This is a genomic window from Brevundimonas sp. LM2 (genome assembly GCF_002002865.1).
Classification (GTDB): domain Bacteria; phylum Pseudomonadota; class Alphaproteobacteria; order Caulobacterales; family Caulobacteraceae; genus Brevundimonas.
In genome coordinates, this window is sequence record NZ_CP019508.1 from 2,471,962 (window position 1) to 2,489,621 (window position 17,660).

The 17,660-nt window shown below is 68.6% G+C and carries 14 protein-coding genes; 3 read left to right on the forward strand and 11 right to left on the reverse strand.

Annotated features, from left to right (window positions below; translation table 11 throughout):
* Positions 1 to 43: 43 nt before the first annotated feature.
* Genes BZG35_RS12240 through BZG35_RS12250 form a run of 3 tightly spaced genes read right to left on the reverse strand, consistent with a single transcriptional unit; the run spans position 44 to position 3,151 of the window.
* The gene (locus BZG35_RS12240; RefSeq protein ID WP_077355904.1) at positions 44 to 673 is read right to left on the reverse strand and encodes a 2-dehydro-3-deoxy-6-phosphogalactonate aldolase; all 630 of its coding nucleotides are present in this window, start codon (positions 671 to 673) and stop codon (positions 44 to 46) included.
* A complete protein-coding gene (locus tag BZG35_RS12245; RefSeq protein ID WP_077355905.1) occupies positions 670 to 1,575 on the reverse strand; it encodes a 2-dehydro-3-deoxygalactonokinase in 906 nt (301 codons plus the stop codon). The genes BZG35_RS12240 and BZG35_RS12245 overlap by 4 nt, the downstream gene beginning before the upstream one ends.
* 1 nt (position 1,576) lies before the next feature.
* The gene (locus tag BZG35_RS12250; RefSeq protein ID WP_077355906.1) at positions 1,577 to 3,151 is read right to left on the reverse strand and encodes a sodium/sugar symporter; all 1,575 of its coding nucleotides are present in this window, start codon (positions 3,149 to 3,151) and stop codon (positions 1,577 to 1,579) included.
* Positions 3,152 to 3,329: 178 nt separating this feature from the next.
* Between BZG35_RS12250 and BZG35_RS12255 the strand changes: the two genes are divergently transcribed.
* Positions 3,330 to 4,103, forward strand: a complete 774-nt coding sequence (locus tag BZG35_RS12255) for an IclR family transcriptional regulator (protein WP_077355907.1) — start codon at positions 3,330 to 3,332, stop codon at positions 4,101 to 4,103.
* A gap of 124 nt (positions 4,104 to 4,227) precedes the next feature.
* The gene (locus BZG35_RS12260; RefSeq protein ID WP_077355908.1) at positions 4,228 to 6,072 is read left to right on the forward strand and encodes an IlvD/Edd family dehydratase; all 1,845 of its coding nucleotides are present in this window, start codon (positions 4,228 to 4,230) and stop codon (positions 6,070 to 6,072) included.
* A gap of 192 nt (positions 6,073 to 6,264) precedes the next feature.
* On the opposite strand, the gene BZG35_RS12265 is transcribed toward BZG35_RS12260, so the two are convergent.
* From BZG35_RS12265 to BZG35_RS12275, 3 genes are all read right to left on the reverse strand, one after another.
* Complete coding sequence (locus BZG35_RS12265; protein ID WP_077355909.1) at positions 6,265 to 8,952, reverse strand: TonB-dependent receptor; 2,688 nt, start codon at positions 8,950 to 8,952, stop codon at positions 6,265 to 6,267.
* Between the two features lie 62 nt (positions 8,953 to 9,014).
* The gene (locus BZG35_RS12270; protein WP_077355910.1) at positions 9,015 to 10,208 is read right to left on the reverse strand and encodes a cellulase family glycosylhydrolase; all 1,194 of its coding nucleotides are present in this window, start codon (positions 10,206 to 10,208) and stop codon (positions 9,015 to 9,017) included.
* 32 nt (positions 10,209 to 10,240) lie between these two features.
* A complete protein-coding gene (locus BZG35_RS12275) occupies positions 10,241 to 11,386 on the reverse strand; it encodes an aldose epimerase family protein (RefSeq protein ID WP_077355911.1) in 1,146 nt (381 codons plus the stop codon).
* Positions 11,387 to 11,486: 100 nt separating this feature from the next.
* On the opposite strand from BZG35_RS12275, the gene BZG35_RS12280 reads away from it, so the two are divergent.
* Positions 11,487 to 12,473, forward strand: a complete 987-nt coding sequence (locus BZG35_RS12280; protein WP_077355912.1) for a glycoside hydrolase family 43 protein — start codon at positions 11,487 to 11,489, stop codon at positions 12,471 to 12,473.
* Between the two features lie 42 nt (positions 12,474 to 12,515).
* Here the strand turns inward: BZG35_RS12280 and BZG35_RS12285 are convergent, their stop codons facing one another.
* From BZG35_RS12285 to BZG35_RS12305, 5 genes are all read right to left on the reverse strand, one after another.
* Positions 12,516 to 13,451: a Gfo/Idh/MocA family protein gene (locus tag BZG35_RS12285; protein ID WP_077355913.1), complete on the reverse strand. Its 936-nt coding sequence runs from the start codon at positions 13,449 to 13,451 to the stop codon at positions 12,516 to 12,518.
* 145 nt (positions 13,452 to 13,596) lie between these two features.
* The gene (locus tag BZG35_RS12290; RefSeq protein ID WP_077355914.1) at positions 13,597 to 13,863 is read right to left on the reverse strand and encodes a helix-turn-helix domain-containing protein; all 267 of its coding nucleotides are present in this window, start codon (positions 13,861 to 13,863) and stop codon (positions 13,597 to 13,599) included.
* Between the two features lie 154 nt (positions 13,864 to 14,017).
* Entirely contained in the window at positions 14,018 to 15,580 is a 1,563-nt protein-coding gene (gene guaA, locus BZG35_RS12295) for a glutamine-hydrolyzing GMP synthase (RefSeq protein ID WP_077355915.1), read from the reverse strand.
* Positions 15,580 to 16,236, reverse strand: a complete 657-nt coding sequence (locus BZG35_RS12300; RefSeq protein ID WP_077355916.1) for a 5'-methylthioadenosine/S-adenosylhomocysteine nucleosidase — start codon at positions 16,234 to 16,236, stop codon at positions 15,580 to 15,582. The genes guaA and BZG35_RS12300 overlap by 1 nt, the downstream gene beginning before the upstream one ends.
* Positions 16,233 to 17,648: an RsmB/NOP family class I SAM-dependent RNA methyltransferase gene (locus tag BZG35_RS12305; protein WP_077355917.1), complete on the reverse strand. Its 1,416-nt coding sequence runs from the start codon at positions 17,646 to 17,648 to the stop codon at positions 16,233 to 16,235. Before BZG35_RS12305 ends, BZG35_RS12300 begins: the two co-directional genes overlap by 4 nt.
* Between the last annotated feature and the right edge of the window lie 12 nt (positions 17,649 to 17,660).

Below are 17,660 nucleotides of genomic sequence, written 5' to 3' on the forward strand. Positions count from 1 at the left end.
CCTGGCGCCCGGGAGTCGCCGGCGAACCGCGTCCGACCTCGACCTAGGTCGATGCGCGGCCGGCCGACACCCAGGCCTCGACGAAGGCGCGAGCCCGCGATCCGACCTCCGCCGGCGACAGACCCGGCTTGAAGATGGCCGAGCCCACCCCGAACCCCGAGGCCCCGGCCAAGCGCCAGGTCCCGACGCTGGCCGGGTCGGCGCCGCCCACCACATAGACGCGGGCCTCTTTCGGCAGCACGGCGCGGACGGCCTTCAAACCCTGCGGTCCGGCGATTTCCGCCGGGAAGAGCTTCAGCGCATCGGCGCCGGCGTCCAGCGCGGTGAAGGCCTCGGACGGCGTGAAGAAGCCGGGCAAGGACAGCAGGCCCAGGCGCTTGGCCTCGGCGATCACCGCCGCATTGGTGTTGGGCGAGATGACGATCTGGCCACCCGCGTCGGCGACCTGTTGCGCCGCCTCGACGGTCAGGACGGTGCCTGCCCCGACCAGGGCGCGACCGTCGAGCGCATCCCTCAGCCGGCGGACGCTTTCCAGCGGCCGCGGCGAGTTCAGCGGCACCTCAAGGCAGACGAAGCCGGCGGCGACGATCGCCTCGCCCACGGCCACCGCCTCCTCGGGTTCCAGACCGCGCAGGATGGCGATCAGCGGCAGGGCGTCGAGCGTCTGGATCATTGGCTGGCCTCATGAATGCGCCACAGCCCTCTGGCGGTGGCGGCCGGTCCGTCGGCGATCCGGACGTCGGAAAAGCCGGCGATCCGGAGCGCGGTGGCATAGCGGTCGTTCAGCACCGCGGTTCCGACGAGGGTCACCGGACCCGCGAGATCGTGCGCCTCGGCGGACACCTCGGTCCCGATCAGCAAGCCGGACAGGTAGTCAGCCGCGCTCTCGGAGCTCAACCGGTCCGCCAGGGCCTCGACCCGGACCGAGAACAGGGTGGCCATCAGGGCCGGGTCCGTCAGGGCCCGCCGGACGCCGGTCACGAACGCCGCGGCGTCGACGCCCGGTTCGCCCATGCCCGCCCCCAGGATGGTGCCCTTGCGGATGGCCGCGAACAGTTCGCCGGTCATGAAGGTGCGGTAGGACAGCAGCTGACCGCAGCGGGCCGCGATCCATTTGGAATGGGTGCCGGGCGCGACGATGCGGTGATCGCCGGGCTCCAGGTCCAGACCCATGACCTGGGTCTCCTCGCCGCGCATGACGTCGACCATCTGTCCGTCGCGCAAAGCCTTGAGGCCCGGCACGATGCGCACGTCCGGCCGGTCGGGCGGCGAGGCCAGACCATGCGCCAGATCTCCGACGGTGGCCGGGGTCGGCAGATAGGGCATCTCGCGCCATTTGGCGCGCGCGCCGGCCATGCCGCAGGCCAGGACCGGCAGGCCGTCCTCCAGCCACTCGCCCGCCGTCTCGGCCAGGACGCCCGGGAAGGCGCCCGCCTCGAGACCGCCCGCGCCACGCGGATCGGACCGGGTGGCCAGGACCGCGCCGCCGGGGGCGATACGCATTACCCGCAGGTTGCTGGTGCCCCAGTCGCACCCGATCAGCGCCGCTCCGTCGTCGGCTGCGCGGGCGCTCATGTCACCACCAGATGGCATAGACGGCGATCAGGAAGGCCAGGACCCCCGCGCCGGCGATGTTGAAGCCCAGCGACGTCTTGTAGCTGACGCCGTCCAGCTTGATCTGCATGGTCCCGGCCTTGGGCGGCGACAGCAGGGAGACGATCACGGCGGCGACCAGGGCCACCAAGAAGACGACGCCGACCCGGTTCATGAACGGCAGGGTGAAGATCCCTTCGCGGTCCAGCCACCACATGAAGCCCGACAGGGCCACGCCGCCGATGGCGGCGGTCAGGGCCCCGGCCTCGGAGGCCCGCTTCCAGAAAAGCCCAAGGATGAAGATGACCACGATCGACGGGGTGAAGAAGCCGGTGAAGTCCTGGATGAACTGGAAGGCCTGGGAGAAGCCCCCCAGCAGCGGGCGGGCCACCAGGATACCGATGACCATGGCGGCGAAGGCGGCGATGCGCCCGACGAGCACCAGATGCTGTTCCGAGGCCCCCTTGTTGGCCTTGGCGTACAGATCCAGCGTGAAGATGGTCGAGATCGAGTTCACCTTGGACGCCAGCGACGCCACGATCGCCGCGATCAGCGCCGCGAAGACCAGCCCCTTCAGGCCCGCGGGCAGCAGGTTCATCATGGTCGGATAGGCCTGATCGGGGGCCGACAGGGTCGGGGCCAGGACCAGGGCGGCCATGCCCGGCAGCACGACGATGACCGGCATCAGCAGCTTCAGATAGGCGGCGAAGGCGATGCCCTTCTGGGCCTCGGCCAGCGACTTCGCGGCCAGGGCGCGCTGGATGATGTACTGGTTGAAGCCCCAGTAGCTGATGTTCATGATCCACAGCCCGCCCAGCAGGACGGCGATGCCCGGCAGTTCCTTGAAGTTGGGGTTGTCGGGCGACAGGATCATGTCGAACTTTTCGGGGAAGCGCGTCAGCAGGGTGGTGAAGCCGCGCAGGGCCCCCGACGCGCCGCCGATCTCGCTGAGGGCGATGTAGCCGATGATCAGGCCGCCAGCGACCAGCAGGGCCACCTGGACGATGTCGGTCAGGGCCACGGCCTTCAGCCCGCCCCACAGCTGATAGGCCAGGGCGAAGACGCCGATCGCGACGATGGCGTACATCTGGTCGAGGCCGGTGACGGTGTTCACCGCGATGGAGCCCAGCCACAGGATCGAGGTCACGTTGACGAAGACGTAGAGCAGCAGCCAGAACACCGCCATCACGTTGCGGATGGTCGGTCCGTACCGCTGCTGCAGGAACTGCGGCATGGTGACGATGTCGTTGCGCAGGAAGATCGGCAGGAAGAACTTGCCTACGATCAGCAGGGTCAGGGCGGCCATCCATTCGTAGGAGGCGATGCCCAGGCCGATCACATAGCCGGAGCCCGACATGCCGATGATCTGTTCGGCCGAAATGTTGGCCGCGATCAGGGACGCGCCGATGGCCCACCAGGGCAGGTTCTTGGAGGCCAGGAAATAGTCGGTGGAGGTCTTCTTCTCGCCGCCCTTGTCGCGCGACACCCATTGGGCCAGACCGAAGATGAAGACGGCATAGATGCCCAGGATCACAAGATCGACGGTCGCCAGCGACATGTGGATAATCTCCCCAGTGCGGCCCTTTGCGGGCTCGAATGGTCGGACGCTAGGTGACCGGCCCGCAATGAGCAATGATTTTTCATATGCGGATTGCTGTTTACAGGTGCCGCAACGCTGGTCACTTTTGGTTGGGCGCGCCAACCCGTAAGACTGGGACGGCGACGGGGGACAACGCATGCTGCAGAAGCCGGACACCGAGGATCGGAAATATCGGGCCCCGGCCCTGGAAAAGGGCCTGGACGTTCTGGAGCTGCTGTCGGCGCACGGCGTGCCGATGACCCCCTCTCAGATGTCGGCCGAGCTGGGTCGCTCGGTCAGCGAACTGTTCCGCATGATCCAGGTGCTGGAGTTCCGGGGCTATATCGAGCCGTCGGCGCAGGGCTATGGGCTGACCAACCGGTTGTTCACCCTCGGCATGGCCCAGGCGCCGGTCAAATCCCTGTCCGAGATCGCCCTGCCGGTCATGCGTGACCTGGCCACGGTGACGGGTCAGTCCTGTCACCTGGTGGTGCCATCCGGCGACCAGATCGTCGTGATCGCGCGCATCGAAAGCCCGGGCGACCTCGGCTATTCGGTGCGGATCGGCTACCGGCGCAACCTGATCGAGGCGACCTCGGGCCTGCTGCTCTACGGCTGTGCCTCCGCCTCGGCCAGGGAACGCCTGGCGATGCAATTGACCGAACGGTTCGGCGTGCAAAAGACCGGCCGCTTCATCAAGGCGGCAGAGGCCGCGAGCGACCAGGGGCACGTCGAGCGGGACAGCGACTTCGTCAAGGGCGTGACCGATCTGGTGGCCCCCATCATGGGCGCGGACGGAATCATCGCCACCCTGATCACGCCCTTCATCCAGCAGACCCCGCCGACCTGCGACATGATCGCCTGCATGGGTCATCTGCGCGAGGCGGCGGCGGCGATCTCAGGGGCCACCGGGGCCGTCTCGCAGGCCTGACGCCCGTGACCAATTGACTTGATCCCGCGCGAAAGGCATTTTCGCTGGCAACGATGGCTTTCAGCAATGAAAGGCCGCGCACGAGGGCGTGGTCCGGCGCCGACCGGCCGGGATAGGAGTCAGTATGGTCGACAACGCTGTGGATATCGCCCGCGGAACCGCGGATCCCGAGGCATCCGTGACGAAGTCCAAACGCCTGCGGTCCCGGGCCTGGTTCGACAATCCGGACAATCCGGACATGACGGCCCTCTATCTGGAGCGCTACCTGAACTACGGGCTGACGCGGCGTGAGCTGCAGTCGAACAAGCCGATCATCGGCATCGCCCAGACCGGTTCGGATCTGTCGCCCTGCAACCGCCACCACATCATCCTGGCGGAGCGGGTGCGCGAAGGCATCCGCGAGGCGGGCGGCATCGCCATGGAGTTTCCGGTCCATCCGATCCAGGAGACCGGAAAGCGGCCGACGGCGGGCCTCGACCGCAACCTGGCCTATCTGGGCTTGGTCGAAAGCCTCTACGGCTATCCGCTGGACGGCGTCGTCCTGACCATCGGCTGCGACAAGACCACGCCGGCCTGTCTGATGGCGGCCGCCACCGTCGACATGCCGGCCATCGCCCTGTCGGTCGGACCGATGCTGAACGGCTGGCACCGGGGCGAGCGGACCGGGTCCGGCACGATCATCTGGAAGGCCCGCCAGATGATGGCGGCCGGCGAGATCGACTATGAGGGCTTCCTCGAGCTCGTGGCGTCGTCGGCACCCTCGGTCGGCTATTGCAACACGATGGGCACGGCCACGACGATGAACTCGCTGGCCGAGGCCCTGGGTATGTCCCTGCCCGGCTCGGCCGCCATCCCGGCCCCCTACCGCGAACGCGCTCAGGTCGCCTATGAGACCGGTCGGCGGATCGTCGAGATGGTCCACGAGGACCTGAAGCCGTCGGACATCCTAACGCCCGAGGCGTTCCGCAACGCCATCGTCGTCAACTCCGCGATCGGCGGATCGACCAATGCCCCGATCCATCTGGCGGCCCTGTCGCGGCATGCCGGGGTCGAACTGCCGCTGACGGACTGGCAGACGCACGGTCTGCATGTGCCCCTGCTGGTCAACCTGCAGCCGGCCGGTGCCTATCTGGGCGAGGACTATTTCCACGCCGGCGGTGTGCCCGCCGTCGTCAACGAGCTGATGAAACAGGGACTGATCCAGACCCAGGCCCTGACCGTCACCGGCAAGACCATCGGCGAGAACTGCGCCGGGGCGGAGATCGTCCTGCCCGACGTCATCCGGTCCTTCGCCGATCCCCTGGTCGCCGACGCCGGCTTCGTCGTGTTCAGCGGCAATCTGTTCAACTCGGCCATCATGAAGCTGAGCGTGATCAGTCCCGAGTTCCGGGACCGCTATCTGTCCAACCCCGACGATCTGAATGCTTTCGAGGGTCCGGCCGTGGTCTTCGACGGACCCGAGGACTATCACGCCCGCATCGACGACGAGAGCCTGGGCATCACCGAGCAGAGCCTGCTGTTCATGCGCGGCGCGGGCCCCGTCGGCTATCCGGGCGCGGCCGAGGTAGTCAACATGCGGCCGCCCGCCTACCTGATCAAGAAGGGCGTCTCGGCCCTGGCCTGCATCGGCGACGGGCGCCAGTCGGGCACTTCGGGCTCGCCCTCGATCCTGAACGCCTCGCCGGAAGCCGCGACCGGCGGAGCCATCGCCCTGCTTCGAACGGGAGACCGGGTGAGGATCGACCTCAACACCGGCCTGGCCAATGTGCTGATCTCCGACGCGGAGCTGGCGGAACGGCGCGCGGCGTTCGAGGCGGCGGGGGGCTATGCCTATCCGGCGTCCCAGACCCCCTGGCAGGAGATCCAGCGGAGCCTGGTCGGCGAGTTGGAGACCGGGGCCGTGCTGGAGCCCGCGGTCCAGTACCACCGCATCATCGACAAGTTTGGCCTGCCCCGCGACAATCACTGACCTCGGCCGTCCCCGCGAGGGGGCGGTTCGGGCGTTTCAAAGACGATCGAGCGGCAACGAAAAGCCGCCTGCGCCACGGGCGCAGGCGGCTCTCAATTTCGAGTGCTTCACGTCAGGCCGACCCAGCGCCCTCAGCCGCCAGGTCGAACCCCGCGGGCGGGAGGCGCGCATCGCTGCGCGCCCCTCCCTGGATCAGTAACGGAAGCGCACGCCGAGCGAATAGATGCTCTCTTCGAAGCGGACGTCCCGTGGGAAGCTGCCCAGCACGGCGCCACTGCCGTCCTGGAACTCACGGTAGCTGGTGAAGGGCTCGCCCAGGATGTTCGAGGCGTCGAACGTCAGCGTCACGTTCTCGACCGGCGTGTAGTTGAACGCGAAGTCGAGGCGCGAGACGCTGTCGGTGTATTCGCAGCCCGGGTTGAAGCCGGTGTTGCAGCCGTTCAGATACTGGTCGCGGCTGTTCCAGGCCAGGCGGGTCGAGATCGGCCCGCGCTCGTAGATCCCGACCACGTTGTAGGCGAACTCGGAGATGCCCGGCAGGTCCTCGTCGGCGTCGATATAGGTTCCGTTTAGCTGCACGCCGAAGCCCTGGGCCCAGTCCGGCACGAAGGCATAGTCGAAGAAGGTGGTGAAGCTGGCCTCGACCCCCTTCAGCGTCCGGTCGGTCAGGTTGATCGGCCGGTTGATCCGCAGCGGTCCCAGGACGGGGTCGTCCACGTCCTCCGGCCCGTTGATGATGAAGCCGGACACATCGCGCTGGAACACGGCCAGGGAGGCGAAGCCGGTGCTCGAGAAATAATACTCCAGGCTGGCGTCGTAGTTGGTCGAGAAGATCGGCTGCAGGTCGATGTTGCCGCCATTGGCGTTGCGGCGTCCCGTGCCAGGGTCGATGTTCGGGTCGACCGAGAGGCCCGGGTTCAGCTGGTTGAAGTTCGGCCGGGTGCGGGTCTGGTTGGCCGTCAGGCGCAGCTGCAGCTGTTCGGTGAAGTGGATCCGGCCGCTGACGCTGGGCAGGAAGTCGACATAGTCATTTTCGTTCGAGATCGGCGAGAAGACGGTGGGCGCGCCGTCGACGAAGCGGCGCTGAGTCCCGTCGACCGCGATTTCCGTCCTGACCGCGCGGATGCCGATCACGCCGTCGATCGGCAGGGCCGTTTCGAGCGCGTATTTGACCTGGGCGTAGGCGGCGTAGGACTTCTCGTTGGCCTCGAACGCCTGGAAGGGATCGAACGGCGGCTCGCCGGCCGGGAAGCCGGCCAGGGTGCGGATGCCGGCGATGTTGTCGCGCAGGCTGTCGTAGGTCGGGCTGTACCAGGTGCGGACCGGCTGGACGTCGCTCCCGTTGAAGCCGCCGTTGATCAGCTGGAAATCGACGGGCGTCTGGGCCGGGTTCAGGCCCAGGGGCTCCTGATAGCTGTAACGCTCGCCGTTGCTGAACGAGCCGTTTCGATCGACGAAGCGGAAGCCGGTCTGGAACTGGGTGATCCCGTTCTGGCCGGTGTCCCAGGTCAGGTCGGTGCGGAACTGGATGTCGTCGCCCTCGGCCAGCAGATGCCGGTCGAAGAAGCCGCGGTAGATGTAGTTGGCGGGGTTCTCGGTGTCGAACGACCCGAAGTCGAACTCGACGCCGCCGTCCTCCTCGTCCACGTCGAAGTTGACGTTGACCGGCGGGGCGGACGCGAAGTTGGTGTCGTAGCTGTAGATCGACGAGTCGTACTGGCTGTCCGTCATCGCCAGGTCGGCGGTGATCCGCACCGGGCCGGAGGTCCACGCCCCACCGACCGCGAACTGATAGGTGTCGGTCTGGTTCTCGCTGGCCCCCTGGAACAGCTCGGGCCGAACAGCGCCGGTGGCCGTCAGGCTCTGGACGCGGTTGGAGTTGGGCTGAAGCACCACGTTGCTGAACTGGACGCCGCCGAACAGGGGCACGAACAGCTGGCGGTCGGAGACCTGGTTGCGGAAGCCCTGATAGAGGAAGTCCGCATAGAGCTCGAGGGTCTCGCTGGGGCGCCACTGCAGCGCCGCGTTGACCGACGGGCGCGACCGGTCGCCCTGGCCGTAGAAGATTCCGACGGCGTCGGGGTAACGGGCCCCGATCAGGGCGGGGTTGCCGCCCACCTGGCCGGCGTTGATGTCGGCGATGAAGCCGCCACCGTTGAACCGGGCGGAGTCGAGATAGCGCAGCTGGGTGTAGGACACGTTCAGCAGGGCCCCGACCTCGCCCATGCCGGTGTCCCACCGGTTGCTGACCAGCAGGTTGGCGTTGGGGTCGAACTCCTCGGATTGGCCCGCATAGGTCCCCCGCACGCCGCCCGCGATCTCCAGCCCGCTGAAGTCGAAAGGCCGGCGCGAGCGGACGTTGATCAGGCCGGCGATCCCGCCCTCGACCTGGTCGGAGCTGGTGGACTTGAAGACGTCCAGCGCGGCCACGCCGCCGGCCGGGAAGTCCTGGATGGCCACGAAACGGGCCTCGGCCGTGAAGATGTCCCGCCCGTTGTAGGTGGTCGTCAGATCGGGCAGGCCGCGTACCAGCACCCGTCCCGCCTCGCCCCCGCCGCGCTCGACCTGGACTCCTGTGACCCGCGCCAGCGAGTCGGACGCCGTGACGTCGGGCAGTTTGCCGATGTCCTCGGCCACGACGGAATCGACGATCTGGTCGGCGTTCTGCTTCTGCGCCTGGGCGGTCTGCAGGCTCCGGCGGAAGCCGGTGACGACGACTTCTTCCAGGACGGTGTCATCCTGCACCTGCACCTGCGCCGCCGGCGCGGCCGGTGTCGGTGCCGGCGCCGGCGCTGGCGTTGCCGTCTGGGCCAGCGCGGGCGCCGCCATCAGCGTGGCCAGCATCGAGGCCGAACAGAGTATCCGGGTCCGGGTCTGCATAGTGTTTTCTCCCCTGTCTTTTCTGGTTGTTATTGGCGGCCGCCCTCTTGGCCGCCGGTCGCTCAAGGCGCCGTGGGCGCCGGTTCCGAGATCGTCCGCTTGAACACCTCCGCCTCGCGCTGGCGGTAGGGCGTGCCGTCGCGGCGCATCAGGTCGTGGAACCAGATGGTCGGCTCCTGCAGCGTGTAGGGCCGCTCCCAGCTGTCCCAGGGCATGCGCGTCTGGGTGTCGCCGTCGATCAGGCCCCAGTTGATCATGCCGATGTTCTCGCGCCGGGCGATCGGCAGGATGGTCTCGACGTTCGAGCCGTTGCCGCGCGCCAGCCATTCGGTGACGATCATGGGCCGGCCATAGGGGCGCAGCTGGGCGATGCGACCCTCGAACTGCTCGGGCCATTCATAGTTGTGCCAGGTGATGACGTCGGAGTTGGCCAGCTGGGCGCGCTGGATGCCGTTCAGGGTCGGCGACCCCGGAGACCAGTCCGGCCCGATCCAGACGCCGCTGGTCAGGGGCTGGATCGGATTCTGGCTGCGCGCCCAGTCGAACGCCTGGGGCAGCAGTTCCTCGATCCGCTTCATCTCGTCGGCCAGCTGTTCGTCGAGATAGCTGCCCCCACCCTGGTTGTCGGGCTCGTTCCAGATGTCCCAGGCCAGCACGCGCTGATCCTGGGCGAAGGCCCCGACCACGCCCTCGACATAGGCCCGGAAGCGGGCGTCGTTGCGCGGGTCGATCAGGTCGGTGCGGCCCGGGCTCTGCACCCAGCCGGAGTTGTGCACGCCGGGGATCGGCCGATGCTGCGGCCCCAGCACCGGGTCCGGGTTCCAGCAGCTGTCGAACAGCACCAGCATGACCTTGATGCCGTGCTTGTCGGCGATGGCCAGAAACTGGTCGACGCGCTGGATCAGACCGGCCGAGTCCTGCTGCCACAGCAGGTCGTGCAGATAGACCCGCATGACGTTCATGCCGAACTTCTCATGCGCCCAACCCAGTTCGCGGTCGATCGCCTCGGCGTCGAAGGTCTCGGCCTGGAACATCTCCAGCTGATTGATGGCGCTGGAGGTCGTGTAGTTGGCGCCCACCATCCACGGCTGGGCCGCGTACCAGGCGTCGGCCTTCGCGACGGTCCACCGATCGGAGTCGCCGGCGATCGCGCGGCTCACCGCGCGCGGAGACGGCTCCTGAGCCGCCGCGATGCCGGGCAGAGCCAGGCACAGGCTGGCCCCAAGGACGTACGGCAGCAGACGGAATGGACGCATGGTCGGGAAACTCCTCGGAAAGTCGGGTCGGTTCAGCGGCGGGGGGTGGTCGAAAAACGGAACACCATGTGGTTGCGGTAGGTCTGGCCGGGATCCAGCCGCACCGAGCCGAACGCGGGCTGGTTCGGCGTATCGGGGAACATCTGGGGTTCCAGCACGACCGCATCGCCCATCCGGTAAATCCGGTCCGACTTGCCGACGATCGTCCCGTCGAAGAAATTCCCCGAATAGAACTGCACCCCGGGCTGATCCGAGATCAGCTCCATCGTGCGGCCCGAAACGGGGTCCTCCAGCCGGGCGATCATGCGCGGCTCGGCCGAGCGCTCGCGGCTGATCACCCAATTGTGGTCGTAGCCGCGCCCGAAGACGATCTGCTCGTCGGAGGCGTCGCGCACGCGGTCGCCCACGGCCGTGGCGGTACGGAAGTCGAACACCGTGCCCTCGACCTTGCGGAACTCGCCGGTGGGGATCGCGGTGGCGTCCGTGGGCGTATATTCCTCGGCCGGGATCGTCAGCAGATTGCCGAGCGCGCCGGCGGTCGCGCCGTCACCGGCCATGTTCCAGTAGCCATGGTTCGAAAGGTTGACGACGGTCGGGGCGTCCGTGGTGGCCCGGTAGTCGATCGACAGCTCGTTGGCGTCGTTCAGCGCATAGGTGGCGGTCGTGGTGAGTTCGCCCGGATAGCCCTGGTCGCCGTCGGGGCTGACGTAGCGCAGCGTGACGCTGGGGGCGTCGCCGCTCTCGATCTCCACCACCTCCCACAGCACCTTGTCGAAGCCGGCGGTGCCGCCGTGCAGGGCGTTCGGGCCGTTGTTCACGGGGGTCTGATAGGTCTTGCCGTCCAGCTCGAACCGGCCGCCCGCGATGCGGTTGGCCACGCGCCCCACGGTCGCGCCGAAATACTCGGGCATGGCGAGATAGCCGTCCAGGGTCGCATAGCCGATGGCCACGTCGGCCATCTGGCCGTCGCGGTCCGGGACCATCACCGACTGGATCGCGGCACCCAGGGCGATGACCCGAACGGTCATGCCGGCGTCGTTGGTCAGGGTGATCGCCTCGACCACCCGCCCGTCCGGCATCCGGCCGAACTCGGCACGCTGGGCCGTCCCGGCCAAGGCCGTGGTCGCGCCCGCAGACAGGGCAATGAGGGTCAGACAGCTGATCGCCGCAGTACGCATGGAACCTCCCAGGGCTGACGCCCGTCGATCATCTACTGGATCGTTATCTGATTTATATGTTAACATGTTTTCATTGGCAATAAGCAACGATGGGGCTCCGATGTCGGCATTCACACTCCCTCTGGCCCTCGCGGCCCTGCTTTTGGCGACCCCGATCGCCGCCCAGGAAGGCCCCCGCGCGCCCGTCCTGGACGCCGACTTCCCCGACCCGTTCGTGCTGTCGACGGACGCAGGGCTGGTCGCCTACGCCACCAACTCGCGGAAACGCGGCAAGCTCCTGAATGTGCAGATGTCGCGTTCCACCGATGGTCGGTCCTGGTCGGCGGCGGCGGACGCCATGCCGGTCGCGCCCCCCTGGGCCCGGCCCGGGCGGCCCGACATCTGGGCCCCCGAGGCCATCCGCATCGGCGACCGCTACGTGATGTATTTCAGCGCGCGGCATGCCACCCGGACCCGTCCCGACGGCCTGACCCTGTGCGTCGGCGCCGCCGTCGCCGCGGCGCCGGGAGGCCCCTTCGTGCCCCAAGCCGAGCCCCTGACCTGCGGCGGGCCCCTGGGCGTGATCGACGCCAGTCCGTTCCGGGACGGAGAGGACCTGTGGCTCTATGTGAAGAGCGACGGCAACTGCTGCGACGTGCCGATCACCCTGGTGGCCCAGCGCCTGTCCGCCGACGGTCTGAGCCTGACCGGGGCGCCGGCGACCGTGCCGGGGTTCACCAACGACGCCGCCTGGGAAGGCAAGGTGGTCGAGGCCCCGCAGATGGTCGTGCGCGACGGCGTCTATACCCTGTTCTACAGCGCCAACGATTTCGGCGGCCGGGCCTATGGGACCGGATACGCCCTGTGCCAGAGCCCGGTCGGTCCGTGCCAGGATGCGCCCCAGAACCCGATCCTGAGCTCGACCCCCGGCCTCAGGGGCCTGGTCGGACCCGGTCATGTCAGCGTGTTCGAACGCGAAGGCCGGACGTGGATCGCCTATCACGGCTGGCGGCGTCCCCTGACCGACGGCGGCTGGGGTCAGCGGTCGATGTACATCGACCGTCTCGACTGGGTCGACGGCCGCCCGACCGTCGCGCCCGCGCGCTAAGCGGCGACCGGGCGGCTCGCGGAGCCGCCCGGTTCGGCCGGGTCAGTCGTCGAACGGCTCGACGACCGTGCGGTGGCCGAGCATGAAGGCATCGGCGACGTGGCGGAACGGCTCCAGATCGACGTCGCTCTCGCCGCGACGGATCAGGTCGGCGAAGCGGCGGTAGAGGTTGGGGTACTCGCCCTCGACCTCGCCCGTCTCGACCGTATGAGTCTCGCCGTCGATGACGAGGCGGCTGCCGCCGTCGTGCAGCACCAGGGTGCCGGTGTCGGTCTCGACGATGATGTCCCAGGACTGGGGTCCCGTCTGGCGGAAGTCGAAGGCGGCGGAGATCGGCGCGCCCGACACGGTGCGGAACGTCAGATCGGCCGCGATCGGCGCCGCCCGGTTGGACGGGAAGGCCAGGGTGGCCTGCTGCAGAATGGCCCGCTCGGGCAGGATCCGGGTCAGGATGGACAGGGCGTTGATGCCTGGATCGAACACGCCCAGGCCGCCCGGCTCCCAGATCCATTGCTGCCCCGGATGCCAGCGACGGACGTCTTCCTTCCAGATGACCTGCGCCGACCGGATCGTCCGTTCGCTCAGCCAGGCCCGGGCCGTCTCGACCCCGGCCGCCTCCCGCGAATGCCAGGTGCAGAACAGCGTCAGCCCGCGCTCAGCCGCCAGGCCCGCCAGATGGTCGACCTCCGCCACCGTGGCCCCCGGCGGCTTCTCCAGCATGACGTGACGGCCGGCCTCGAGCGCCGCCCGGGCGATGTCGTGGCGTCCCACGGGCGGGGTGCACAGGCTGACGGCGCCGATGGCCGGATCCGCCTCCAGCATCGCCTCGATGCTGGGATAGGTCGGCACCCCCTCGACGCCCTCATGATGCGTCGCGACGGCGACCAGTTCGAAATCGCGACTGGCGGCCAGGGCAGGCAGATGCTGGTCGCGCGCAATCTTGCCGATTCCGACCACGCCGATACGGACAGATTCCATGAGTGACTCCGGCACCAGAGATAAGACGATGAGGGCGCCCGCCCTCCTTCCCGCCCGGTGTAGCCGCCGCGCTCGAGGCGCAACAGCCAACAAATGCTACAGGCGCGCGACGCGCGGCGGGCAGCCAAACCCTTTGGCGTCGAGGTCAGCGCGTCGCGTCCGGTGAATCACCGGCACAAAGGGCCCGCCAACGGGCTGGCGTGACCCCTTCCCATTCGCGAAACGCGCGATGAAATGAGGTGGCGTCCTGGTAGCCGAGGAGGAAGCCGATCTCGTCGCGCTCCACCCTATCGTCGCTGAGAAGCCGGTGTCCCAGCTCTAGCCGGGCCTCGACCAGCAGTTCGCGGAAGCTGTGGCCTTCCTCGGTGATCCGACGCTGCAATGTCCGCTCGCTCAGCGACCGCACCTGCATGGCCTCCAGCGCGTGGCTCAGGGCGGGCGTCAGCAGGGCGAGCAGCTCGGGGTTGTGACCCGGAAACGGAAGGTCCAGATCAGATTACGCCATCTTCCGGGGCCGGCGGCCCTCAGACATGGCGCAGCGACCCCCGGTCAGGCGACGCCGGGCCTCACTCCCACTCGATCGTCCCAGGCGGCTTGGACGTCACGTCATAGACCACCCGGTTGACGCCCCGGACCTCGTTGACGATCCGCGTCGCGCACTTGCCCAGGACGTCCCAGGGGAACTCATAGAAGTCGGCGGTCATGCCGTCGGTGGAGCTGACGGCGCGCAGCGCCAGGACCTTCTCATAGGTGCGGGCGTCGCCCATGACGCCGACGGTCTTGACCGGCAGCAGGACGGCGAAGGCCTGCCAGATGCTGTCATAGAGACCCGCCTTGCGGATTTCGTCCAGATAGATGGCGTCGGCCTGCTGCAGGGTCTCGACGGCCTCGGGCGTGATCTCGCCGGGAATGCGGATGGCCAAGCCCGGTCCAGGGAACGGGTGGCGGCCGACGAAGGCGTCGGTCAGGCCCAGTTCGCGGCCGAGCGCCCGCACCTCGTCCTTGAACAGTTCGCGCAGGGGCTCGACCAGTTTCAGCTTCATATAGTCGGGCAGGCCGCCGACGTTGTGGTGGCTCTTGATCACATGGGCCTTGCCACTCGAGGACGACACGCTCTCGATCACATCGGGATAGAGGGTCCCCTGGGCCAGGAACTCGGCCCCCTCGATCTTGCCGGCCTCGCGGTCGAAGATCTCGATGAAGACACGGCCGATGGTCTTGCGCTTGGTCTCGGGGTCCGACTGGCCGGCCAGGGCCCCGAGGAACTCCTTGGACGCATCCACGTGGATCAGGGGGATGTTGTAGTGCTCGCGGAACAGGGTGGTGACCTGGGTCGCCTCGTCCTTGCGCAGCAGGCCGGTGTCGACGAAGACGCAGGTCAGCTGGTCGCCAATGGCCTCGTGAATCAGGACGGCGGCGACCGAGGAGTCGACCCCGCCCGACAGGCCGCAGATGACCTTGGCCGAGCCCACCTGTTCGCGGATCTGGGCGACCTTCTCGTCGCGATAGGCGGCCATGGTCCAGTCACCCTTCAGTCCGGCGATGCCGTGGGTGAAGTTCTTCAGCATGGTCGCGCCGCGCGGGGTGTGCATCACCTCGGGGTGGAACTGGACGCCGTAGAAGCGGCGGGTCTCGTCGGCGATGACGGCATAGGGCGACCCGGCCGAGGTGGCGACGACGTCGAAGCCCTGAGGGATCGCGACGATCTTGTCGCCGTGGCTCATCCAGACGGTCTCGTCCGCCCCGACCGAGGCCAGGTCGGCCAGCAGGGGCGAAGACTTCTGCACGGTGATCTCGGCGCGGCCGAACTCGCGCGTGTGGCCGCCCTCGACCTTGCCGCCCAGCTGCTCGCACATGGTCATCTCGCCGTAGCAGATGCCCAGAACCGGCACGCCGGCCTCGAACACGGATTGCGGGGCGCGCGGGCTGCCCGCCTCGTGCACGCTCTCGGGCCCGCCCGACAGGATGATGGCCGCGGGCGTCATCGCCGCCAGCGCGGCCTCCGCCTTCGCATAGGGGTGGATCTCGCAATAGACGTTCGCCTCGCGCAGGCGGCGCGCGATCAGCTGCGTCACCTGGCTGCCGAAATCGACGATGAGGACCTTCTGGTGCGGGGTCGGGTGGGTCATCAGGTCTCCTCGGGCAGGGGGGCGGTCAGGCGTTCGAACTCAGCCTTCAGCAGGTCCAGGGCCTCGGCCAGGCCCTCGTCGATCACGTGCAGGGTGTCGGTCCAGTCGGACAGGCCGGTCAGGTCGGCCTTGCCGTCCGAAATGCCGCGCAGGCCCAGGACCGGCACGTCGAACCGGGCGGCGGCGCGGACCACGGCATAGGTCTCCATATCGACCATGTCGGCGTCGATGGCGTCATAGGCCTCGCCCGAGACCACGCTGCCGCCGGTCGCCAGCCGCGCATAGGGCTGGCCGGCCGGGCCGCTGGCCAGGGTCAGGACGGCGGGCTGGTCCAGGAAGGGGGTGACCCCGGGCGGGAAGCCGAGGACCGAGGCGTCCATGTCGCGATAGGCGACCTCGTCGACCCAATAGACGCGGCCGTGCTCCAGGGTCTGGGACCCGGCCGAGCCCAGGCAGATGACGACGTCGGGCAGACGGTCCTCTCGCGCCAGGTCCGCCAGGGCGGCCGTGGTCGAGACCGCCGCCTCGACCGGGCCGACGCCGGTGATCAGGGGCTGGATGCGCGTCCGCAGCGCCGGGCCGTATTCGGCCTCGGCCGCCATGACGCACAGGGCCGTCAGCGGGCCGAAGTTGGCAAGGGCGTAAGTCCCGCTCACGCCCGCCGCTCATACAGGGCGACGAAGAAGCCGTCCGTGTCGGTCGTCGCCGGCGACATCCGCAGGCGATGGCCCTGGGCCAGACCGGCCAGGGTGTTGCGACCCGCGTCGCTCAGGGCCGAACTGCCCAGGGCCTCGGCGATGGGGACCGGGGCGAAGGACGGATGGTCCTCCTCGAAATGGTCCACCGTGGCCTCGTTCTCGACCCGCAGCATCGAGCAGGTCACATAGACCAGCCGGCCGCCGGGCTTCACCAGTTTCGCGGCCCGCGCCAGGATCGCCATCTGCAGCGAATGCATGCGGTCGACCTCCTCGGGCTTCAACCGCCAGGCGTCCTCGGGCCGGCGCCGCCAGGTGCCGGAGCCGGTGCAGGGGGCGTCGACGAAGACCACGTCTGCGATGCCGACGATGTCCTCGACCCCGCCGCCGTTCGGGCCCAGGTGGATCAGCTCGGCCTCGACGCCGGCGCGGGCGAGGCGGGGCCGGATGTTGTCCAGCCGCTTCTGCACCACGTCGCAGGCGATCAGCCGGCCCTCGGCCTGGGCGATCGTCGCGGGCTTGGGCTTCGATTTCGGCGCATCGACCCAGCCGGTCGGGGTCCAGATACGCTCGGGATCGGCCGGCGCCGCCTCGACGCGCGAGGCGCCGGAGGCCAGCCCCTGCATGGCCAGGCCCAGGGTCTTGCCCCCGCCCCCGGCGCAATAGTCGACGACGGCCATGCCGGGCTCCACGCCCGCCAGCCAGCAGACGATCTGGCTGCCCTCGTCCTGGATCTCGATCCGGCCGGCCTTGAAGGCCTCCAGCGCCTGGACGTTGGGCGGGGGCTCGGCCGAGAGGCGCAGGCCCCAGGCGGACCAGGGGGTGCGTTCGGGCGACAGGCCCGCTTCGCGCAGCTCGGCCACGACCTCGGCGACGGTGGCCTTGGCCCCGTTGACCCGCAGGTCGATCGGGGCCCGGGGCACCATCAGGCCGGCGGCCTCCTCGGCCCAGCGATCGCCGAAGGTGGTCCTGAAGTCCTCGACCACGAACTCGGGCAGGCCGGCGGCGACCCAGCCGGGCACCTCGTCGGCGGTCATGCTGATGCGCGAGCGCTCCTGTTTGGACAGGGGCTTGGGCCCATAGCCGTCGCCGGAATGGAGGGCCTCGATCTCTTCGACCGACAGGCCGTCGATCAGGCTGAGGGCGCCGATGACCAGGGCCCGGCCGTCCTCGCGCCCGCCCATGGCCCAGACCAGACGGCCGCGCGCGCGCAGGACCTTGTAGACCTGATCGGCGATGGCCCGGCGATCCTTGGAGCCGGCGTAGCGGTTCTCGGTCCCCCAGGTCTTCAAGACGGCCTCGGCCGGAGCCTTGCCCGCGCTGATGCGGTCGATGATGGCGGCGGCGGAGGCGAGACGGGCGGCGGGGGTCAAATCAGGAGGTTC